The sequence below is a fragment of the Verrucomicrobium spinosum DSM 4136 = JCM 18804 genome, from assembly GCF_000172155.1.
In the GTDB taxonomy this organism is placed as follows: Bacteria; Verrucomicrobiota; Verrucomicrobiia; order Verrucomicrobiales; family Verrucomicrobiaceae; genus Verrucomicrobium; species Verrucomicrobium spinosum.
Window position 1 is genome coordinate 4,208,808 of record NZ_ABIZ01000001.1, and the last position, 21,154, is coordinate 4,229,961.

Annotated in this window: 12 protein-coding genes; all 12 read left to right on the top strand. The window is 62.6% G+C overall.

Features of this window, described 5'->3' with window-relative positions; genetic code table 11:
- Window positions 1–129: 129 nt before the first annotated feature.
- The 12 genes from VSP_RS17035 to VSP_RS17100 all read left to right on the top strand — a co-directional run bounded on the left by VSP_RS17035 (window position 130) and on the right by VSP_RS17100 (window position 21,063).
- A complete protein-coding gene (locus VSP_RS17035) occupies window positions 130–609 on the top strand; it encodes a TQO small subunit DoxD (RefSeq protein WP_009962171.1) in 480 nt (159 codons plus the stop codon).
- A gap of 48 nt (window positions 610–657) precedes the next feature.
- Window positions 658–2,133 carry a Gfo/Idh/MocA family protein gene (locus VSP_RS35910; protein ID WP_009962172.1) on the top strand — a complete coding sequence of 492 codons (1,476 nt, stop codon included), beginning with the start codon at window positions 658–660 and terminating at the stop codon, window positions 2,131–2,133.
- A 75-nt stretch (window positions 2,134–2,208) separates the two neighbouring features.
- Window positions 2,209–2,979, top strand: coding sequence for a hypothetical protein (locus tag VSP_RS17045; RefSeq protein WP_009962173.1), 771 nt, complete (start codon window positions 2,209–2,211; stop codon window positions 2,977–2,979).
- Between the two features lie 162 nt (window positions 2,980–3,141).
- A complete protein-coding gene (locus tag VSP_RS17050; RefSeq protein WP_029190520.1) occupies window positions 3,142–3,891 on the top strand; it encodes a discoidin domain-containing protein in 750 nt (249 codons plus the stop codon).
- A gap of 792 nt (window positions 3,892–4,683) precedes the next feature.
- Window positions 4,684–6,765, top strand: a complete 2,082-nt coding sequence (locus VSP_RS35915) for an ATP-binding response regulator (protein WP_009962175.1) — start codon at window positions 4,684–4,686, stop codon at window positions 6,763–6,765.
- A 176-nt stretch (window positions 6,766–6,941) separates the two neighbouring features.
- Window positions 6,942–7,955, top strand: a complete 1,014-nt coding sequence (locus VSP_RS17065) for an AAA family ATPase (protein ID WP_009962176.1) — start codon at window positions 6,942–6,944, stop codon at window positions 7,953–7,955.
- A gap of 84 nt (window positions 7,956–8,039) precedes the next feature.
- The gene (locus VSP_RS17070) at window positions 8,040–8,936 is read left to right on the top strand and encodes a DUF58 domain-containing protein (RefSeq protein ID WP_009962177.1); all 897 of its coding nucleotides are present in this window, start codon (window positions 8,040–8,042) and stop codon (window positions 8,934–8,936) included.
- Window positions 8,937–9,009: 73 nt separating this feature from the next.
- A complete protein-coding gene (locus VSP_RS17075; RefSeq protein WP_009962178.1) occupies window positions 9,010–11,163 on the top strand; it encodes a BatA domain-containing protein in 2,154 nt (717 codons plus the stop codon).
- 24 nt (window positions 11,164–11,187) lie between these two features.
- Window positions 11,188–13,527, top strand: a complete 2,340-nt coding sequence (locus VSP_RS17080; protein ID WP_009962179.1) for a VWA domain-containing protein — start codon at window positions 11,188–11,190, stop codon at window positions 13,525–13,527.
- A 49-nt stretch (window positions 13,528–13,576) separates the two neighbouring features.
- Entirely contained in the window at window positions 13,577–18,199 is a 4,623-nt protein-coding gene (locus VSP_RS17085) for a DUF4175 family protein (RefSeq protein WP_009962180.1), read from the top strand.
- A 20-nt stretch (window positions 18,200–18,219) separates the two neighbouring features.
- A complete protein-coding gene (locus VSP_RS35920; protein WP_157210937.1) occupies window positions 18,220–19,320 on the top strand; it encodes a prenyltransferase/squalene oxidase repeat-containing protein in 1,101 nt (366 codons plus the stop codon).
- A 228-nt stretch (window positions 19,321–19,548) separates the two neighbouring features.
- Window positions 19,549–21,063 (top strand): ammonium transporter, encoded by a 1,515-nt coding sequence (locus tag VSP_RS17100; protein WP_009962184.1) that lies wholly within the window; start codon window positions 19,549–19,551, stop codon window positions 21,061–21,063.
- Window positions 21,064–21,154 lie beyond the last annotated feature (91 nt).

Genomic DNA, 21,154 nt, shown 5'->3' on the forward strand with positions numbered 1-21,154 from the left:
CCACCCCACTCGACATTGAACGGGTGGTCGCCGAAATTCTTCTGGATTTCGACGTGAACCTATTCACAGTCCCGCCGCCGAACTCAAGTCCAGTGACCCTAGTATAGCCAAACCAACTCACACCGAGCCATGTCCGACAACAACCAAGAGAAAAGCAACTTTGCCCTTATTTTTGCCAACCTGCTGCTCCGCCTTTGGATTGCCCTCCGTTTGATCGCCGCTGGTGTGGACAAGTTCCGCGCGGGATCAGGCAAAGATGCCACCTTCAGTCTCCAGAACTACGAGACCAAGATGGCCAACATCGCGAAGCTCACCTATGAAAAAGGCTTCCTTCCTGAGAAACTCTGTGGTCTGTACGCCAAGCCACTTGGTTACATCCTCATCGTAGTCGGCGTCTGGGTGCTCCTCGGCCTCTTTACCGAACTCGGCCTCCTCGCTGCTGGTCTCACCTTCCTTTCTCTGGCCATCGGCCTGGCCACCCTCCCAGACGACACAGAAGTCGTGCTCATCGGGGTGCACATCCTCATCGTGGCCGCCGCCCTCGTCACCAACAAGGCGAACAAGATTTCCCTCGATGGCCTGCTCTTCCGCAAGCGCAACGACGACTAATCCTCCGGGCAGGCCCGTTGTCCTGCCGGCATTCTGATTCGTTGAAGTATGAATTCCTCCCTTCCCTCCTCTCAACCTGCCTCCGGGCTGAACCGGTTCATGGACCGCCGCGGATTCGTCCGCACCTCCGTGCACGCCGGGGCCGGTGCCCTTCTGCTCACGAGCAAGAGTGCCATCGCCCAGCAGACCTCCCCAGATCGTGTCATCAAATGCGCCCTCATCGGTTGCGGCGCGCAAGGTGAGCGCCTTCGCGCCTCCGCCGCAGACGTCCCCGGCGTCCAGTGGGTGGCCGTGTGCGACATCTGGCCCTACCCCCGCACCCCCATGGGGCGCAAGATGGGCTATGACAACAAGAAGCGCGGCTACGACGCTGCCGTGGCAGAATACGCCGACGTGGGTGAAATGCTGTCCAAGCAGACCGACATCGAGGCCGTTTTCATCGCTACGCCCGACTTCCTGCACGCCCCCTTCAGCCGCCAGTGCCTGGAGGCCAAAAAGGCCGTGTACTGCGAGAAGATGATGTCCAACACCATCGAAGGTGCCCGCGACATGGTCAAAGCCCAGCAGGAAACCGGTGGCATCTTCCAGATCGGTCACCAGCGCCACAGCAACCCGCGCTACATCCACTTCCGCGACAACATCTACCAGGGGCCACATCTCCTCGGTCGCGTCACGCACGCCTATGGCCAGTGGAACCGCGGCGTCTCCGCCTCCAAGCCCCTCACCCCGCCCAAGAACCAGGAAATCCCCACGGACATCCTGGCCAAGTACGGCTACGACAGCATGGAGGCCTTCCTCAACTGGCGCTGGTACAAGAAGTACGGCGGCGGTGCCATCTCTGACCTTGGTGCCCACCAGATTGACATGTTCAACTGGGTCTTCCAGACCAAGCCCACCTCCGTGTACGCGGCAGGCGGCATCGACTACTACGACGGCAAGGAAGGCCGCGCGATGTTCGAGTACCCGGACAACGTGATGACCATCTATGAGTATCAGCTCCCGACCGGCACGGCGCGCGCCTACTACCAGGTGCTCACCACCACCGGATCCCAGGGCTACTACGAGAAGTTCATGGGCATCAACGGCAGCGCCATCATCTCTGAGAGCCCCACCTACAACCAGGTTTACGCAGAGCCAGACAACGACTGGACCCAGTACTCCACCGGCCCCAATCCGGCCGTGGTGCAGGCTGGCGACGACGTGAAGAACAAATTCTGGGAACAGTCACGCAACTGGGACAAGCCCAAGCCCCCGTCCTACGACCTCGGCCCGCTGGCCAAGGCCCTGGCCGACGTGCGCGAGAGCAAGCCGCTGGCCCGCTGGGAGATCCCCGTGGTACTCGGCCGCTACCCCCACTCTCCCCACATTCAGAACTTCATCGAGTGCACCCGTGCCAAGACCCCGGACAAGCTCACCTGCCCTGTGCAGATGGCGTTTGAGTCCTGCGTCACCGTGCTCACCGCCCTGAAGTCCATTGAACAAGGTGCCAAAATCAATTTCAAACCCGAGGACTTCGTGGCCTGATGCCCCTTTGGACGGCGGGGGGGCAACGCCCCGCCGTTCGCCCTCCTCATTTCCTCAACGATCCCTGAACCCAACATGAAACTGAAGTCAAACACCCTCCTCCTGGGCGGCCTGCTGGCCACCTCGATCATGATGTCCTCCTGCGGCAAGAGCGGAGACAGCGCCACCGCTGAAGGCTCCTCCAGCGCTTCCGGTGCAGCCTCCCCGGCCGCCGCTCCTGCCTCCGTCCCCGCTGGCGATCTCGTGGACCTGACCCCCGAGTATCCCAAGCCAATGTTCATCGGCACCCCGGTCCCCACCGGCGACATCCCGAACCTCGAGAAGCCTGATCCAGAGGCAGTCAAAGCCCGCCTCACGCTGAAAGTGCCCAAGGGCACCGAAAACGTGGCCAAAGGCAAGAAGGTCACCAGCTCCGACCCCCTTCCGATCATCGGCACGCTTGACCTCGTCACCGACGGCGACGCCGACGGTTCCGATGGCTGCTACGTGGAGCTCGCTCCTGGTGCCCAGTGGGTCCAGATCGACCTTGAGAAGGAGTACGACATCTGGAAGATCCTCGCCTGGCACTTCCACAAGCAGACCTCCATCTACTTCGATGTGAACGTTCAGGTGAGCAATGACCCCGAGTTCAAGACCGGCGTCACCACCCTCTACAACAACGACCACGACGACAGCTCCAAGCTCGGCAAGGGCGAAGACAAAGCCTATGTGGAAACCAACCACGGCCGCCTGATCGACGGCAAGGGCACCAAGGCCCGCTACGTTCGCCTCTCCAGCAACGGCAACACCGCGAACGAGATGAACCACTACATCGAAGTGCAGGTGTACGCCACCCCGGCCAAGTAAGACCAGATTACGCTTCACTTTCCTGTTCAGAACAGGATCCAAACCGCCGCAGCCTCCGTGCTTGCGGCGGTTTTTTTCGTCATCGGGTAACCCACACCACCCTTTGTACATTTGCAGGATGACCCTGAACCCAGTCCAGGCCGGAACCCCCACCATGTCTCCATGAAATCGAAGCCTCCACTTCTACAGCTCGCCTGCCTCGTTGCCTCCACCCTCATCATATCATCCTGCGGAGAGAGTGGCGGTGCGACGCCCAACTCCGTTTCAGAGACTGGCAAGGATGTTTCGCAAGCAGGCTCTGACATGGTTGAGTTTCTCCCCCAGTATCCGCCTGCGGAGATCATCGGGACCCCCGTGCCGATCGATGACATACCCAACCTGGAAAAATTTAATCCGAACGCCGCCCCCACCAAGCCCCCGGCCTTCAACTTGCCCCGCGATGCAAAAAACGTCGCCTTGGGCAAGCCCGTCTCCGGGTCTGACCTCGAACCGCTCCTGGGGGGACTGGAGCTCCTCACCGATGGAGATGCCCAAACCGGCGACGGCCGTTACGCAGAGTTCGCCCCCGGACATCAATGGGTCCAGATCGACCTCGGGCAAAAGTACGATGTCTGGAAACTGCTCGTATGGCATCTCCACAGGGCCAGAGCCGTGTACTTTGATGTGAACATTCAGGTCAGCAACGTCCCCAAGTTCGAGACCGGCGTCACCACGCTCTACAACAACGACCACGACGACAGTTCCAAACTCGGCAAAGGCGAAGACATGGCGTATGTCGAAACCCACCACGGTCGCCTGATCGATGGCAAGGGTACCAATGCCCGCTATGTCCGGCTCTATAGCAATGGCAATACCTCAAACGAGATGAACCATTACATCGAGGTGCAGGTGTACGGCACCCCTCCCAAGTAAGGCCAGATGGTGCCCCAATTCCCTTCCCAGATCCAAACCGCCACAGGCCTCGTGCTTGCGGCGGTCGGGAGACAGAAGACGAAAGACCTGAACTGAGTTCACGCATTGGAGTTCGCGTTCTCCTCCTGCCGCGTTTCACGGCAAACATCCCATGAGATCGCGCCGCGCACCTCGCGACCAAGTGACCTTGGGTTGTAGGGCGACCGCCTCGGTTGCCTCATTCATGGGACGTCACAGGGCGCTTGTGCCCTCCGCGCCACCCACCACATCCACCCCCTGGATGCGCAGCATCTTTGGGTGCGTGAGGGAACCGCCACTTTCGCGCCCCTTGTGACGGTCTTGAACCCCTCGCCCTCCAGCAGAGCCCAACATGTCCCCCAATGGACTCCGCAGCCAGCCATCTCGTCAGCTCAAGAATGTGCAAGGAGCGGCGGTTTGTGCTTCAAGCACAACCGCCGAGCAGAAGCGGAGCGAGTGACCCCAAAACTTCCCATCGCCATTCAACGCCCCATCACGGCTTGCAGCCTCAATAGAACAACATTCCTCCGGCTGCCACACCCTCACATTCACCCGCACCTTCAAAATCTTCGTGCCTTTGCCCCTTCGTATGAGAATCGAAAACAGGAAGCCCTCCACTCCATCACCCCTGCCGACGTTCCCATCTACCCTACAACTCATAACCCATAACTCCTAACCCTCCACCGCTCCCCATATTTTGGATCTCGCATTAATTTGCTTTTGGGAGTCCCATGCGCTAAACCCTCACGCAGACATCGCGCCCCCGTCATTCGAGTGATCGAGCCCCTCCGACAGCTTTTTGACACCTCAGACTTTCCCGCACGCTGGCATTGCGGGGACTGGAGTGATCTTCATGGCTGGCTCCACATTCTCTCAGACCTCGCCATCTTTGGGGCTTATGCCGCCATCCCCACCTCCATCGCCTGTTTTGTCAGAGCCAAGCGGCGCGAGGTCGCGTTCCCGAAGCTCTATTTGCTCTTCGCCTGCTTCATCCTTTCCTGCGGCCTCACCCATCTTATAGAGGCCACCATCTTCTGGCATCCTTGGTACCGTTTCTCTGGCATGATGAAGCTGGTCACCGCCATAGTCTCCTGGGCGACCGTCGTCGCCCTCATCAAGATCCTGCCCACGGCCATGAACCTGCCCGGCATGGCCCGATTAAACCAGGCGCTCACGAAGGAAGTGTCGGACCGCAAGGCCTCCGAGGCGGCGCTCCAGGAGTCGTCCATCCGCCTGGCCCTGGCGCTGGAGCATTCCCAATTGGGCGACTGGAGCTGGGATGCCGCCAACAACATCGTCGCCTTTTCCCGGCGCGCCACGGAGATTTTGGGAGTGGCGCCAGACGGTCGCCACAGTCGGGAGTCTCTCCGCACGGACATTCACCCAGACGACCGGGAGCCTACCAAGCTCATTGTAGATGCGGCCATCCGGACCCAGACCAACTATGATGTGGAGTACCGTGTCATCCGCCCCAATGACGGCACGGAAATCTGGGTCCACGCCAAAGGGCGCGGGGTGTATGACAGCCGGGGCAACATTATCTCCGTGGTGGGCACCATAGGGGATGCGACCAGTCGCAAGCACCGTGATCGGGAACGCGAGGTGCTCCTTGTCAAAGAACGCGAAGCTCGCGCCGAGGCGGATCGTGCCAACCGCATCAAAGATGAATTCCTGGCCACCCTCTCTCATGAACTGCGCAATCCCCTGAACGCCATCTTGGGTTGGGCCAGCATCCTCCGTACCGAATCGTCTGACCCAGACGAGCTCGCCGCCGGGCTGGATGTCATCGAGCGCAACACCCAGCTCCAGGCCAAGCTCATCGCCGACCTGCTGGATATGAGCCGCATCTTGAGCGGGAAGGTCCACCTTGATCTCAAGCCCACCAACCTCCTCTCCCTGGCCAGAGAAGGGGTGGAGACCATCCGCATCATGGCCGAGGAGAAGCGCATCACCGTGACCACGCCCGGGGACGCCCCACCTGTGATGGTGAGTGGGGACAGCGCCCGTCTTCAGCAGATCATCTGGAACCTCCTGACCAACGGCGTCAAATTCACCCCGCCGGGCGGCTCCCTGGATCTCTCCATCATCTGCGGGCAGGACCGGGCCGAACTCGTTGTCACCGATACAGGGACAGGCATTGATCCCCAGTTCCTGCCACACGTATTCGACCGCTTCCGTCAGGCGGACGCCTCCTCCACTCGCAAATACGGCGGTCTGGGCCTCGGGCTCTCCATCGTCAAACACCTCACAGAGATGCACCACGGCACAGTCCAGGTCTTCAGTCCGGGTGTCGGAAAGGGAGCCACGTTCAAGGTCACCCTGCCCCTCTTACGCTCCCCCGCAGAGACGGATGGCGAGCTCTTTGCCGATCTCTCCGCCGCTCTGGAAGAGTGCGTTGACCTGACTGGGACATCGGTCCTGGCGGTGGATGATGTGCCGGACAACCTGGAGGTCATTGCCCGGGTGCTACGGAACCGCGGGGCCACCGTCACCACGGCCCTCTCCGCTGCTGAGGCGATCAAGACCCTGGAGACCACGAAATACCACGTGCTGGTGAGCGATATCGCCATGCCGGAAATGGACGGCTTCGACCTCATCGCTGCCACCCGTCGGCTCGATGCGCAACATTGCGGCCACCTCCCCGCCATTGCCCTCACCGCCTTCGCCCGCCAGGAAGACGGGGACCGGGCCCTTGCGGCGGGTTTTGATCACTTCTTGTCCAAGCCCGTGGATCCCGTCGAGCTGGTCGCCGCCATCTGCCGATGCACAGGACGGGGAAATCACACCCCCATCGGAGGAAAGAAGACCCATCCCGGCCCCGATTCCGCATCCCACCGCAACGTCGCTATAGAGTGACAGAACGGCCCGGGTGGATTCTAGTGCTTCGGGGCATGACAGTTGCGGCACACGTTGACCCGGTTTTGGGATATTTCTTGTCCAAACACCCTGCGCAATTGGCCCTGCATGTGCAAGTTGTCACCCTTCCAGATCGTTTTCTCCTACTTGCTGACCTCGCTCCTGTCCACCCACCCATGTCCACCCCTACCGATACTGAAGCCGCGCAAATCCTGGTCAACGGTTATCAAAAACTCAAGACAGAGCTGAGCAAAAGGATCGTCGGTCAGGACGACGTGATCGAGCAGGTGTTCATCGCGATGGCCGCAGGCGGTCACGCCCTGCTGGAAGGAGTCCCCGGACTGGCCAAAACCCTGCTGGTGAAGTCCTTCGCAGACGCAATGCATCTAGGCTTCCGGCGTATCCAGTTCACGCCGGACCTCATGCCTGCAGACATCACCGGCACGGAGATCATCCAGGAGGACGCCGATACCGGACGCCGCAAGCTCATCTTCATGCGCGGGCCGATCTTCTCCCAGATCATCCTGGCGGATGAGATCAACCGTACCCCGCCCAAGACCCAGGCCGCTCTGTTGGAAGCCATGCAGGAGCACTCCGTCACCGTCGGCCAGGAGACCTTTGCCCTGCCCCGCCCGTTTTTTGTTCTGGCCACGCAGAACCCCATCGAGCAGGAAGGCACGTACCCGCTCCCCGAGGCCCAGAAGGATCGTTTCCTCTTCCTCATCAAGGTCGCCTACCCCACCCGGGATGACGAACGCGAGATCCTCGCCCGCACGACCGGCACCGTCTCCAGCGTCATAGAGCCCGTCCTCAGCGGCGAAGAGCTGCAACAGGCGCAGACCCTCGCCCGGCGCGTCCCGGTGCCGGATCATGTCACGGACTTTGTCCTGGATCTCGTCCGCGCCACCCGCACCACCGAGGACGGCGTGTCCGCCTACGTGAAGCAGATGGTCGGCTGGGGCGCAGGTCCCCGTGCCAGCCAGCACCTCATCCTCGCAGGCAAGGTGCGGGCGCTCCTGCGGGGCCGCACCCATATGACCGTGGACGATGTCGAAGCGCTCGCCTACCCGGTGCTGCGCCATCGCATCGTGCCCACCTTCCATGCTGAGGCGGAGGGCGTCACCGTGGACCACATCGTGAAGCACCTGTTGGAAAACACGCGCCGTCCCCAGGGCTCCCGCGTGCTGTAGTTCGCACTCGCGCAGGTTTTCCCAGCGCCGGCTGCGCCCCTTCCGCCGCCGCTCCGGGGTTTCCTCGTACCTCTTCCGCCCATCATGGCCAAACTCTCAGATCTCCTGACCGCAGAAGACCTCGTGCAACTCACGGGGCTGCCGCTGTTTGCCAGGACGGTCATGGAGGGCTTCTCCACCGGCCTGCACGCCTCCCCGCACAAAGGGTCCAGCGTCGAGTTCCGCCAGCACCGCCCCTACGTCCAGGGAGATGAGATCAAACGGCTGGACTGGAAGATCTTTGGCCGCAGTGACCGCTTCTACATCCGCGAGTTCGATGAGGAGACGAACCTGCGCGCCACCATCCTGCTCGATTCCAGCGGCAGCATGGGCTACCGCGGCACGAAGGGCACGGCCAAGTACGAGCACGCCCGCAAACTGGCGGCCGCCCTGGCCTATGTCCTCACCGGCCAGCAGGATGCTGTGGGCCTTGTCACCTTTGACGACAAGATCCGGGACTTCATCCCCTGCCGGACCAAGACGAGCCACCTGCACCACATCCTGGATACACTCCAGCGCAGCCAGCCAGGTGGGGAAACCTCCCTCGCCTCCGTGCTCAAAAACCTCGCCTCCCGGCTCAAACGCCGTGGGCTCCTGCTCCTGATCTCAGACTGTTTTGACGATGCGGAGAGACTCCTGCAGGCGGTCGGGGTGCTTCGCAAACAAGGGCATGAGATCATCGTTTTCCAACTCTGGGACCGGGATGAACTGGACTTCCCCTTTTCCCGCTGGGCCCGCTTTGAGAACATGGAGAGAACGGACGACGGCCTCCTGCTCGATCCGGCCGCCATCCGCCAGCGCTATCTGCAGGTGCTGAAGACCTTCCGCGAGGACCTTGTCGAGGGCTTGCGCCGCCATCACGCCGACCTCGTGCCGATCATCACCGACGAACCCCTTACTGAAGCCGTCAAGGCCTACCTGGCCCTGCGCATGCGCCAATGATGCCGGCTTCTCCCCCCATCTGCTGCCTCCGCCTCACCGCGCCGTCCACGCTGGACGGCCGCAGGCTCCCGCCATGAGTTTCCTGAACCCCATCCTCCTGGCGGGTCTGGCAGCTTTCCTGATCCCGCTCATCATCCACCTGCTGAACAAACGCAAGGTGGTGACCGTGCGTTGGGGCCCCATGCACCTGCTTCACGAGGCTCTGCGGCAAAAGAAGCGCAATGTAAAAGTGGAGCAGAAGCTCCTGCTGGCCGTGCGCATCAGCATCCCCATCCTGCTCGCGCTCTGCCTCGCCCTGCCCGTTCTCAGCGCCCTCAGCCAGCTCCCCGGCTTCGACAAGACATCCCTGCTCGTGCTGCTGGACAACAGCTTCTCCATGCGGGCCCCGGGCACCGGCGGCACTCCGCGGGACAAAGCACGCAACGACCTGCGCCAGACCCTCACCGGCCTGTCCCGTGGGTCGGATGCTTCCGTCATTCTCGCCGGGGCTCCCGCCCGCAGGCTCATACCCCAGTCCACGACTGACCTCGACTCCCTTCCTACCCGCTTGGAGGGCGAGCCCAGCATGAGCGGCCCGCTGGCACTGCAAGACGCGTTTCAACTCGCCCAAGCGGAGCTGCCCAAGATGGCCACCGCCGCCCGCGAGGTGCTGGTCGTCTCCGACTTCAAATGGAGCGACTGGCGGCACCTCTCAGAAGGCGGCACGCTGCCCGCTCTCGAGGGGATGCTGAAACAGCAGCAACCTCCCCTCGTCACCTTCCTCCGCGCCCCCAGCGACACCGAGTCGAACCTCGCGGTTGTTTCCGTGGAACCATCCGCGTTTGTGGTCGCCCGCGGCCAGGCCATCGCCCTGCGGGCCCGTATTCAGAATCACGGCCCCCGCGCCTATCAGGATGTCGCCGTGCATCTGGAGGCCAACGGTGCCCGCATGCGCTCCACCCGGGTCTCGATCGCTCCCAATTCGGAGTCTGTCCTCACCCTGAGCCATACGCTGGAGACCGCCGGCGATCAAGCCGTGACCGTGCGGGTCGAGGGCGACTCGCTTCCGGATGACAACGCCTTCTCCGTCATCATCCCCGTGCGTGAGCAGGTCAACTGCCTGCTCGTCCGCGGGAAGTCCCGCAGCGGTCCCCTGGAGGGAGCCACCGATTTCCTGGAGATTGCCCTCACTCCGCACCAGAGCGCTGCGACTACGCTCAAGGACGTGATCCGGGCTGGTGTCATCGAGCATCACTCCATCCGCGACAAGTCTTTTGAAGGCAGTGAGGTGGCCATCCTGGCGAATGTGGAACGCCTCAACGACCGTCAGGTGCAGGAGTTGGAGGAGTTCGTCCAGCGCGGCGGCGGTCTCGTCATCTTTGCAGGCCCGGACATGGATCTGCGCTGGTATCAGGAAAAACTCTACAACAAGGGCAAAGGCCTGCTGCCCTGCGCATTGAACGGTTTTGGCCATGTGGACGAAGGGCAGGCCCCCGCCCGCATCCTCAATCAGCGACACACCCATCCCGCCATCACCTATTTCAACGACGCCCGCGGCATGCGGCTGGAGGACGCCGCCTTCACCCACTGGCTGAAGTTTGACAAGATCGAAGGGGAAGCCCGCCCCGTCTTGAACCTCGATCGCGGTGATGCCCTGATGGTCGAGAAACCGCTGGGGAAGGGGCGCGTCATCGCCGTGGCTTCCACCGCGAATGCCCAATGGAGCAATCTCCCCCTGCAGCCCGCCTTTGTCCCCCTCATGCAGCGTGTGGTCACCTACCTGGCCACCCAGAATGCCGCCCCGCAGAGTCAGCTCTGCGGCTCCGTCCTCCGCGCCTCCCTCGGCACCCAGCAGGCCAAGTCCAACTATGAACTCAAGGACCCCGCCAGCCAGGTCAAGGAACTTACCCCCCGGGCCGACCGCGATGGCGTCATCTTTGTGGATTATGCCGACACCCTCGTACCCGGCATCTACGAACTGAAGGCCAAAGACTCCCCGGGTGCCCTGGTGCGCCGCTTCGCCTTCAATCTCAACCCGGCAGAGTCCAACCTCGAGCCCATGCCGGAGGAGGCCCTTCGCACCCTGGCGCAGCGTCTGGGGGTCACCTACGCCGCCAGCCAGGACGAATATGCCCGTCTGGATCGCACCCGCCGTCACGGGGCAGAGGCGTGGCAGCCCCTGCTCTTCGCCCTCATCATCTTCCTCTTTGCTGAAGTCTTCCTCCAGCAACGCATTTCCCGCGCCTGACCCTCTTCCCGACTCCCTTTCTCAGTGACTCCCCAGCAAACAGAAACCCAACTGCGCTTCACCGGTGACTGGCCCGCCATGCCCGTCCTCGCGGTCGCGTTGGGGCTGGGGCTGGTCATGTTCTTCTTCTACCGCAGGGAGCTGCGCTTTCACACCGGCACGGCCCGCTGGCTCCTGCCCCTGCTCCGTTCTTTGGCCGTATTTCTGGCCCTCGTGTGCCTTGCGGGTCCCATCCTGCGCCACATCGCCACCTTCCGCCAGCTCGGCCGCGTGTTGCTGGTGGCAGATGCCTCGGCCAGCATGAGTTTCACAGACGACATCGCTGGCGGCAACACCCCTGCGCCACGTCCCACGCCCCCTCCGGCTGGTGCCGTTGATTCCTTGCACTCCGGCTCCCGCTTTGCCCGCATGGAGAGCGCACTCCTCGATCCCAACCACTCCCTCGTCAAAACCCTCGCGGAAAAGCACGATGTTGAGCTTTTTGCCCTGCGGGGCTATCGCAGTGAGCGCCTCTGGTGGCATCGCCAGGGCGGGCGGGATGTCTCCGGCGATCTTCCTCATCACTTTGAGTTCAAGCCGGAGGCCACCGCCACAAACCTGGATCAGCCCCTGCGCGATGCCCTGGGCCCGAACCCTGCCGGCACGGCGCTCGTGATCCTCACGGACGGTCAGCACAACGGTCCCGGCTCCCCAGAGGAGATGGCCGCAGGCCTCAAGGAAAGCGGCATCCCCGTCTTCACCGTTGGTTACGGCAGCGAGGTGCCGCCACCCGACCTCGCCGTGGTGAATGTGCTCATGCCAGAGGCCGTCTTTGCTGAAGACCGTGCCGAGGGCACACTCGTCATCAGCGACACCCTGCCGCCCGGACTGGCTGCCAGCGTGAATGTTGCCCAGGGTGCCAAGGTGCTCTGGCAGCAGAGCTTCACCACCACGGGTGCCGGGGAACGCCGCTTTGACTTCAGCTTTCCGGTGCGTGGGCTCACGGGAGACCCCCAACAGTCCCTCCGCACCCTGGCCGCGCGCGTTGAGCTTACGGGAAACAACGCCACGTTGGACAAGATCGCGAACAACAACAGCCAGACCGTTTCCTTGCATCTGCTCAGCCGCAAGCGCCGGGTCCTCGTGCTGGACGGCCGACCCCGCTGGGAAACCCGCTACCTGCACAATCACTTCGACCGCGACGAGCGCTGGGAGGTGATGGTCGGCTACGACACCTTCACCCGTGGCCAGGGCGGCCAGGTTCAGGAAGCCTTCCCCAAGACCAGGGAGGATCTCATGAACTACGACCTCGTCATCCTGGGAGACCTCCGTCCAGACGCCCTCAGCGAGGAGCAGCAGGCCCAGTTGGTCGAGTTCGTGGAAAAGCGCGGCGGCGGCCTCATCCTCGTGGATGGCCGCCGGAATCACCTCCAAGCCTGGCCGCAAACCAAGGCGGGCAGCCTCATCCCGGTGAAATGGAAGAATGACGGAGCTCCCTCCGCAGCCCTGGCGTACGATCTGACGCCTCAAGGTGAGACGATGGAGGCACTGCGCCTGAGCGATTCCCCCAGCACGAATTCTGCTCTCTGGGCCCGTCTGCCCAAGCCCTTCTGGGTGGCCCCGGCGGAACCGCTCCCCGATGCCGCAGTCCTCGCCCGTCTGGGCAACAGCACCGTCACGCCCTCACCCGCCTTGGTCTGGCGTCGCCTCGGGGCAGGCAGCGTCCTCTGGCTCGGCACGGATGAGCTCTGGCGCTGGCGTTATGAGGTGGCAGACCAGCACCATCAGCGCTTCTGGATGCAGGTCGCAGCCTGGGTCGCCGCCCCGCCCTTCATGGTCCAGAACGACCGCCTCAGTCTCGGCACGGACCAGTTGCGTTATCAGGAGGGGGACACCGCTGAGCTTCGCGTCCGCCTCCGCAACGAAACCGGAGCCATCGTCTCCACAGGCAGCCCCCGCGCGCATGTCTTCCGCAACGGCCTGGAAATCGCCAGCCTGGACCTCACGCCCGACCCCTCTCATGGGGGCGTCTTTCGTGCCATCACCGGGACCCTGCCCGCCGGGGACTACCACATCACCGTCAGCGAAGGCACCGCTCCCGCCAGTGATCTGAAACTGAGTTTTCGCGTAGAAAGCCAGGCCAACAAGGAATGGAGCCATCTCACCCTCAACCGCCCCCTGCTGGAAGGCATGGCCCGCGTCAGTCAGGGGCGCTTTCTTCGTGAGGGAGACATCGCCCAGCTGCCAGACCTGCTCCAGCAACTCGACCGGATGGAAACCCGCGCCACCGAGACCCCTCTCTGGTACAGCTGGTGGTGGTTCGGTGCCATCATGCTCCTGCTCACAGCGGAATGGATCCTGCGCAAGGTGTGGCGTCTGGTCTGAGCAGGACGAACACTCCAAGAACCAAGCCCATCCAATCGTATTACTCCTAATGAACACGACCCTGCGACCTGCCACAGTGGACGCACTGGCCAGCTTCCGGGATCGGCGCACTCGGCTCCTCATGATGAAGGCCGGCATCGCCGCCGCTGTCGTGTTGCTGGGCCTGCTACTCATCGTGGCCGTCTTGGACTGGGCCACCTTTATGCCTGACTCCCTCCGCCAGGGACTCAGCTACACCGGCTACTTCATCGCCGTCATCGCCGCCTGGCGCCTGGGCGTACGCTTTGTCAAAGAAGCCCGTGGGCTCTACGGCGCAGCTCGCCTGATGGAGGTGGCGGACAAGCGCATGCACGAAAAGCTCCTTTCGGCGGTAGAGCTTGCGCAGGGCGCCCAGGAGAACCTGCCCGACTCTCCAGAGTTCCGCGCCCGCCTTCAGGACGAGGTGGCCGGAGACCTCCAGGACTTCAAGGCAGAGCGCATCCTCCCCACCAGCCTACTCATCCCCTGGTTCAAGGTCCTTGGCGGGGTGCTGTTTCTCATCATCGGCCTCTCCTTTGTACCCGGCCTGCACCTGCCCGGCTTCATTGCCCGCGCCGCCCTGCCCTTTGCCAATCTCTCCCGCCCCTCCAGCACCAAGGTCAAGATCGTCACCCCAGTGCGCGCAGACGTCGTCGTGCCCCTGGCCTCCAGCGTACCGCTCGCTGTCCAGATCGACGGCAAGATCCCCCGCCGCGTTCTGGTCGAGACCCGTACCAGTGACGCCAAGTCCTCCAAGAAGGAGCTGACCCACAACGGGGCCCAGCGCTACGAAGGCTCCGTCGGCATTGGCCAGAGCAGCGTCCAGTATCGGATCCTCGCCGGAGATGCCGTCACCGCCTGGCACACCTTCCACGCCCGCCCCCGCCCTCGCGTTCTGGAGTTCGCCAAGACCATCACGCCGCCCGCCTACACGGGTCTGCCACCCCAGACCCTCACGGAAGACCACGGCGATCTAAGCGCCCTGGATGGCTCCGTGGTGCAGGTGACCATGAAGACAAACCAGCCGGTGGAAAAATCCACCGCCTCTCTCCAGCCTAATGCCAGCCTCGTGGGGGTGAACCAGAATTCCGCAGACTCGCTGACGCTCGCCATCCCCGTGGACGGCAAGTCAGACGCCTGGCAGATCACCCTCACCGCCCGGGGCACGGGATTCACCAACGAAGAAGCCTCCCCATGGCGCGTCCAGACGTTGATCGACCATCCGCCGTCCATCGGCCTCACTCAACCTCGTGAACAGCTCGAATGCCGCACGGATGACACCGTCGAGCTGGTGGGCATCGCGGAGGACGACATCGGCCTCGCCAGGATCCTGGTGGCCCACGCCATCAACGGTGCCGACTGGAAGGAAACCGTCGTCCAGGAGAAGGCCGGCAAGCGGGCAGAAATTCACTCCTCCATCAAGCTGACCCCGCTCCCGGTCAAGACGGGAGACTCCGTCATCGTCAAGCTCATCGCGGTGGATCTCAAGGGCCAGAAGGCCGAGTCCTACCCCATCCGCCTCCTCATTGTGGAGGACAAACTCAACCTCGCCCAGCGTGAACTTGCTGCCGACCAACGTCGCCTGGCCGCCAGCGCGAAGACCCTGGCAGAGGAAGTGCGCGATCTCCGCAAGGAGTCGGAGAAGGTTCGTGCCTTTGACAAAAAGCAGCGCAAGAACGACGAGCAGGAGATGCAGGCGGAGGCCGCACTGGCCAAGATGAAACAACACCTGGCTGCGGTGGACGAAAAGTCTGAGGAGCTCTGGAACAATCTCAAGGAGACCGCGCAAAAATCGGACAACCCTCTCAAGGCCATGGAGCTGAACCTTGCCGGACAGCGCCTCGCCGAACTGCGTGGCCAGCACCTCAAGGAATTGCAGGAACAGAGCCAGGCGGAGGACATGGATGAGCGTCAGTTGAAGGACGCAGCCAACCAGATGGCCAATGATGCCGAGACCGTCTCGCAGGCAATGGAGGCCTTTGCCGCCGCCGACTCCGCCAAGGCCGTGCGCGAGGCCATGGAGCACCTTGCCCCCCAGCAGACGAAGCTTGCGGAGAAGGCCATCGATGCCAATCGCAATCCCGAAGAACGCGGCAAATGGCAGGAGCAACAACGTGCCGCCCTGGCCGCCGCTGCCAGTGCGACAAAGGATCTGGAAGACCTCAAGTCTGCCATTCAGGACCATCGCAAACGGGACGTGAACCAGCACCTCGAGAACTTCGACAAGAAGATGCCCGCAGTTCAAAACTCCCTCGATACCGACAAGCAGCATCAGGCCCCCGAGTATCTCTATGGTCAGGCGCATGAACTGCGCAACGCCGCCAACCAGGCGCGCGACGCCAGCCGCTGGTTCGCGGACGAAACCGCCCAGAAGGCTCAGGAAATGCGGGAACGCCTTCTGAGGGATCAAAACCCCGCCCTGGCTGCCGTGGATCAAGCGCGAGACCAGATGGCCAAGGCCGCCAACGAGAAAAAGGAACAGAAGAATCAGAGCGAGCCCCCCAAAGAGCAAGCCGCTGATCGTCTCGAAGCCGCCGCCCGCCAGTTCAAGGATCAGAGCGAACTCCGGGAGCAAAACCACCAGACCAACAACCAGGCCGCCCTGGACAAGAACCGGATGGGCCGCGCTTTGCAGAATCTTGCGGAGGAACTCCGTCGTACAGAAAGCCCGGAGCAGATCAAGGCCGTGTCGGACAAAGCCCGCCAACTGATCGAATCCGCCCGCGCGCTGGAATCAGACGCGATGGCCCAGGACGCCGCCTCCGCCCTCCAGCAGGCCAAGGACGCCGCCCTGTCTCAAAAAACGCCCGCAGAACAACTGCCTGCGGCCCAAGCCGCGGCCAGCCAGCTCAAGCAACTGCCTGACACCCTGCGTCGCGCCCAATCCAATCAGGAAGCTGCGAATGCGGCTCAGGAGGCGGCGAACAACGCTCAATGGCAGCGGGATGAGACCCAGAACCAGCTCCGCCAACTGGCCGACCAGAAGCAGAACGGGCGGCAGCCCCAACCGATGGCCCCCGGGCAAAACCGGGCTCTGGAAGCAAATGCCAGGGCCGACGCCAAACTCGCCGAGGCCATCAGCCAGTTTGCACCCAAGGTCACAGCCGCCCGCGAGCAGGTGGAAGCCATGACGCCCAAGCTGAGCGAGCTGGCCAAAAACACCTCCGACGCGCTCCAGCGATCCCAGGAACAGACCCAGCAGACCGCGCAGGCAGCAGAGAACAACCAGCCGGCGGAACAGACCGCCCAACAGGCCAATGCCCTGATGCCTCAGGCCAGGGAGGACGCCAAGAAACTCTCGGACCTTCAGGCCGCCCTCCGCCAGGAGGCCAATGCCGCAGACCTCCAGAAGGAAGCGGACCGCCAGATGGCGCGCGCTGCCGATGTCGGCATGGCCCAGATCCGCCAGCAAACACCGCAAATTGCGCAAAACCTCCAACAAGCCGCTCAGGCCCAACAAGCTCCGCGGCAGCAGGCGCAGGCGTTGAAGAACGCCGCCCAGGCCCAAAAACAAACGGCCCAGGCACTGGATCAGCTCGCCCAGAACCTCCAGAAAATGGAGCAGGGCCAGGCTCTTCCGGAAGATGCTCTCGCCGCACAGCAGGCTGTGGAGGAAGCCCTCGGCATCAAGCAACCTCTGGATCAGAGTTATCAGGAAGCCCAGCAGATCGCCAAAATCATGGAGCAGGCTCAACAGGATCCCAAGAAGGCTCTGGCCGCCCTCGAACAGGAACTGAAGAAGAACCCCCAGATGCAGCGCGCTCTGGGCGAGCTCTCAGAAAAGACCGCCCAGGAATCTCAGTCGAACCTGGAACTCGCGCAAAGCCAGCCCCAGATGGCCCCGCTCGCCACAGCCCAAGGCGCACATGATCTCGCCCGTGTCGCCCGCCATCAGGAGCGCCTCGACCAGAAGGCCGCAGCGCAAAAGGTCGCTCAAGCCAGTGCGAAACTGAAAGAGCTGGCCGACGCAGTGAAGGCCAATCCCTCGCAAATGACCCCTCAGACGGCAGAGCAAGCCTCCCAGACGGGTCAGCAAGCGCACCAAGCCGCCGCGGAAACCGCCTCTGCCCAGTCTGAAAACACCCCGCCGCCCACCTCTTTTTCCGATGCCGCGAAGGGCTCCATGCTCGCCCAGGCCTTGGATGAGCTGGATCAGGCCGTGAACCCGATGGAGGGCGGCAGCCCCCAGCAGTCCCAGGAAGGACAACAGGCACAAGCCAGCACACAACAAGGTCAGCAGCAAGGCCAACCCCAGCAACAACAAGGCCAGGGGCAGAACCCCCAACAGAGCGCGCAACAAAACGCCCAGCAGAGTCTGGCCCAAGCCAATCAAGCCCAGGCCCAACAGATGGCTCAAGCTCGTGCCCAGGGCATGGTCCCCGGTCAGAAGCCCCCCCAAGCCGCGCAACGCGACAGCCAGACCGCCAAAGGACCCAACCAGGAGCCCGCGCCAGATGCCGCCGGCAACATGGCCCAGGGTCAGACAAATCTCGTTGTTCCCGTGCTGGGAGCGACCCAGGCCGGAGACTGGGGCCACCTCCCCACCCGCATGGCCAAGGACCTTAGCGAAGCCTCCCGTCAGGAGCCTTCGCCGGAGTATCGCGCCGCCATCGAAAGCTATTACAAGGCCATTGCAGAGAAGGCCAAAAAATGATGCCGCACCGCAGACCGCTCATGCCCGTTTTCAAGTTCGCGCTCTGGGGTTTGTGCACCCTGCCGTTCGCGCTCTCATTCGGTCAGTCAGCCCCCTCTTCCACCGCAGTCTCCCCTGCGGTCAAGCAGGCCGTGGACAAGGCCTGCCGCTGGCTGATCGGCCAGCAGCGCGCCCAGGGTTGTTTCCTTGATGAAAACCGCGGTGATCCCGTGCCCCAGCACAGCGGAGCACTCACCGCCATGGCCATCATGGGTCTCACCAGCGTAGGCCATATGCCCACTGATCCCACCCCTGAAGGCCGCGCTGTTGCCAAGGGCCTGCGCTTCATGACGGACAACATCGTCCCCAATGAAGAAGGCTATCTGGGCCAGAGCGACCGGTCCCGCATGTACGGCCACGGCATCATGACCCTGATGTATGCGGAAATGGTAGGGCAGACCCAGGATGAAGAGATGGATCGCAAGCTTCGCACCCGTGTGGAGCGCGCGGTGGAGCTCATTATGCGCTCCCAGGACGTGGTCAAAAGCGAAGCCAACCGCGGCGGGTGGCGCTACGAGCCCGGCAGCAGCGATTCCGACATTTCCGTGAGCGTCTGGCAGGTCATGGCCCTCCGTGCCGCCAACAACGCCGGGGTCAAGGTACCCAAGAGCACCATTGACCGCGCGGTGGAATACATGAAGCGCAGTTATCGATCCGAGCGCAACCCCCAGGGCCTCCCAGTGGACATGGAAGCCGCCTTCAGCTACGAGCCCTACGGCGGTCGTCAGACCTTCTCCACTACTGCGGCCGGCATGCTATCCCTCCAGGTATGTTCGCAGTATGAAGCCCCCGAAGTCATCGGCGGCGGGAACTACCTGATGAAGAATCCCCCGTCGCCCACGGAGCCCTGGTTCTATTACGGAAACTACTACTACGCGCAGGCCATGTACCAGCGTGGTGGAGACTTCGCCGCCGTGGCCCGGCAGAAGACTGAACAGCTTTTGGTTGGACTCCAGCAGCCTGATGGGGCCTGGCAACCAAGAAATGGGAACGAGCGCAGTGCCGGCCCCATCTATGCGACGGCTCTGGGGCTCCTCAGTTTGTCCGTGCACTACCACTTTTTGCCGATTTATCAGAAATAGTAAAAGCCCCAATTTTCCAGGGCTTTCCTTGCACCTTCGAACTAAAAAAGGTGCATGCGGCATACATACTTCTTCGACTGGGAAAAGTTGGCACGGCGATTGCTGAATTGCGTGACGAAGGCGGCACTTGCCTGATTCATGCAACTCAACCCAAACGACACCATGCTCACAAAGAAGAAGAAGTGGACCATACTAGAAACCGTTGTCGCGGTGGCAGGCCTCGCCTGTATGACCGTCAACTCCGGGCGGGCGTTGGCCCAGGATGCTCCAGCCCCTGCACCTGCTCCGGCTGAAGCTCCTGCCGCTCCTGCTCCCGCCCCGGCCGTTGAAGCCCCGGCTCCCGCTCCAGCGCCTGCCGCTGCTGCTGAAGCCGCCCCTGCGCCTGCCGCGGAAGCTGCACCTGCCGGTCCCACTCTTGAGCAGCGTATTGCGGATATTGAGGCGTACATGAACAACGTGCCCCGCGTCACCACGGAAGGGTCCCTGGTTCCCGGCCCCGGCCCTGGTCACAACGCCTGGCAGATGACGAGCACCGCGCTGGTGCTTTTCATGACCCTCCCGGGTCTGGCCCTCTTCTACGGCGGCCTTGTTCGTAAAAAGAACGTGTTGAGCGTGCTGGCCCAGTGCCTTGGCATCGCCGGTTTGGTCACCATTCTTTGGTGGGCAGTTGGCTACAGCCTCTCCTTCGGTGCTGGCGAAGGCGCAACCAAACCTTTCATTGGCGACTTGAGCTTCAAGTTCCTTGAAGGCGTGGACGCTACCAAGACCGGTGCCGGCTTCGCCTGGATCTCGGATGCCATGTGGTGCATGTTCCAGCTCACCTTCGCGATCATCACCCCGGCTCTTATCATCGGTGCCATCGCCGAGCGCATGAAGTTCATCTCCGTGATGCTCTTCGTCACCCTCTGGATGTTCGCGGTGTACTTCCCATTCGCCCACATGGTATGGGGCGGCACGGGCTTCATGTGCGGTCCGCTTAACCCGGACGCTGGCATCAAGGCCATCGACTTCGCCGGTGGTACCGTCGTTCACATGACCTCCGGTTGGAGCGCCCTGGTGCTCTGCATCATCCTCGGCAAGCGCAAAGGCTACGGCAAAGAGCCGATGGCACCGCACAGCATGGTGCTTTGCATGGTTGGTACTGGCATGCTCTGGGTTGGCTGGTACGGCTTCAACGCTGGCTCCGCTCTTGGCGCTGACGCCATCGCTTCCAACGCCTTCGCTACCACCACCCTTGCAGCAGCGGTTGCTGGCTTTGTGTGGGGCATGCTTGAGTGGGTGCTGCGTGGCAAGCCGAGCGTGCTTGGCTTCTGCTCCGGCATCGTGGGCGGCCTGGTGGTTATCACCCCTGCTGCTGGTTTCGTGACCATGAACTCCGCAGTCATCATGGGCGTCCTCGCCGGTGTGGTTCCCTACTTCGGTGTGTCCGTCCTCAAGAAGGCTCTTGGCTACGACGACGCTCTGGACACCTTCGGTGTGCATGGCATCGGCGGTACCCTTGGTGCCATCCTGACCGGTGTCTTCGCTGACGAAAAGGCGAACGCCATCGTGGGTCCTCTTAAGGAAGGCCTTCTGGTTGCCCAGCTCAAAGCCGTCGCTCTCACCATCGTCTGGAGCGTGGTTGCCACGACCATCATCGCCCTCGTGGTTAAAGTGGTGGTGGGCCTCCGCCCGACTCCTGAAGTGGAAGAAGAAGGTCTCGACATCCCCGAGCACGGCGAGGCTGGTTACGAGCTGCACTAAGACAGCGTTCGTTTCATCAACCACACTCTCCCTATCTGGCCGGGGCACTGCAAAGTGCCCCGGCCTTTTTTATTGGGGGGGAGGCAAAGGT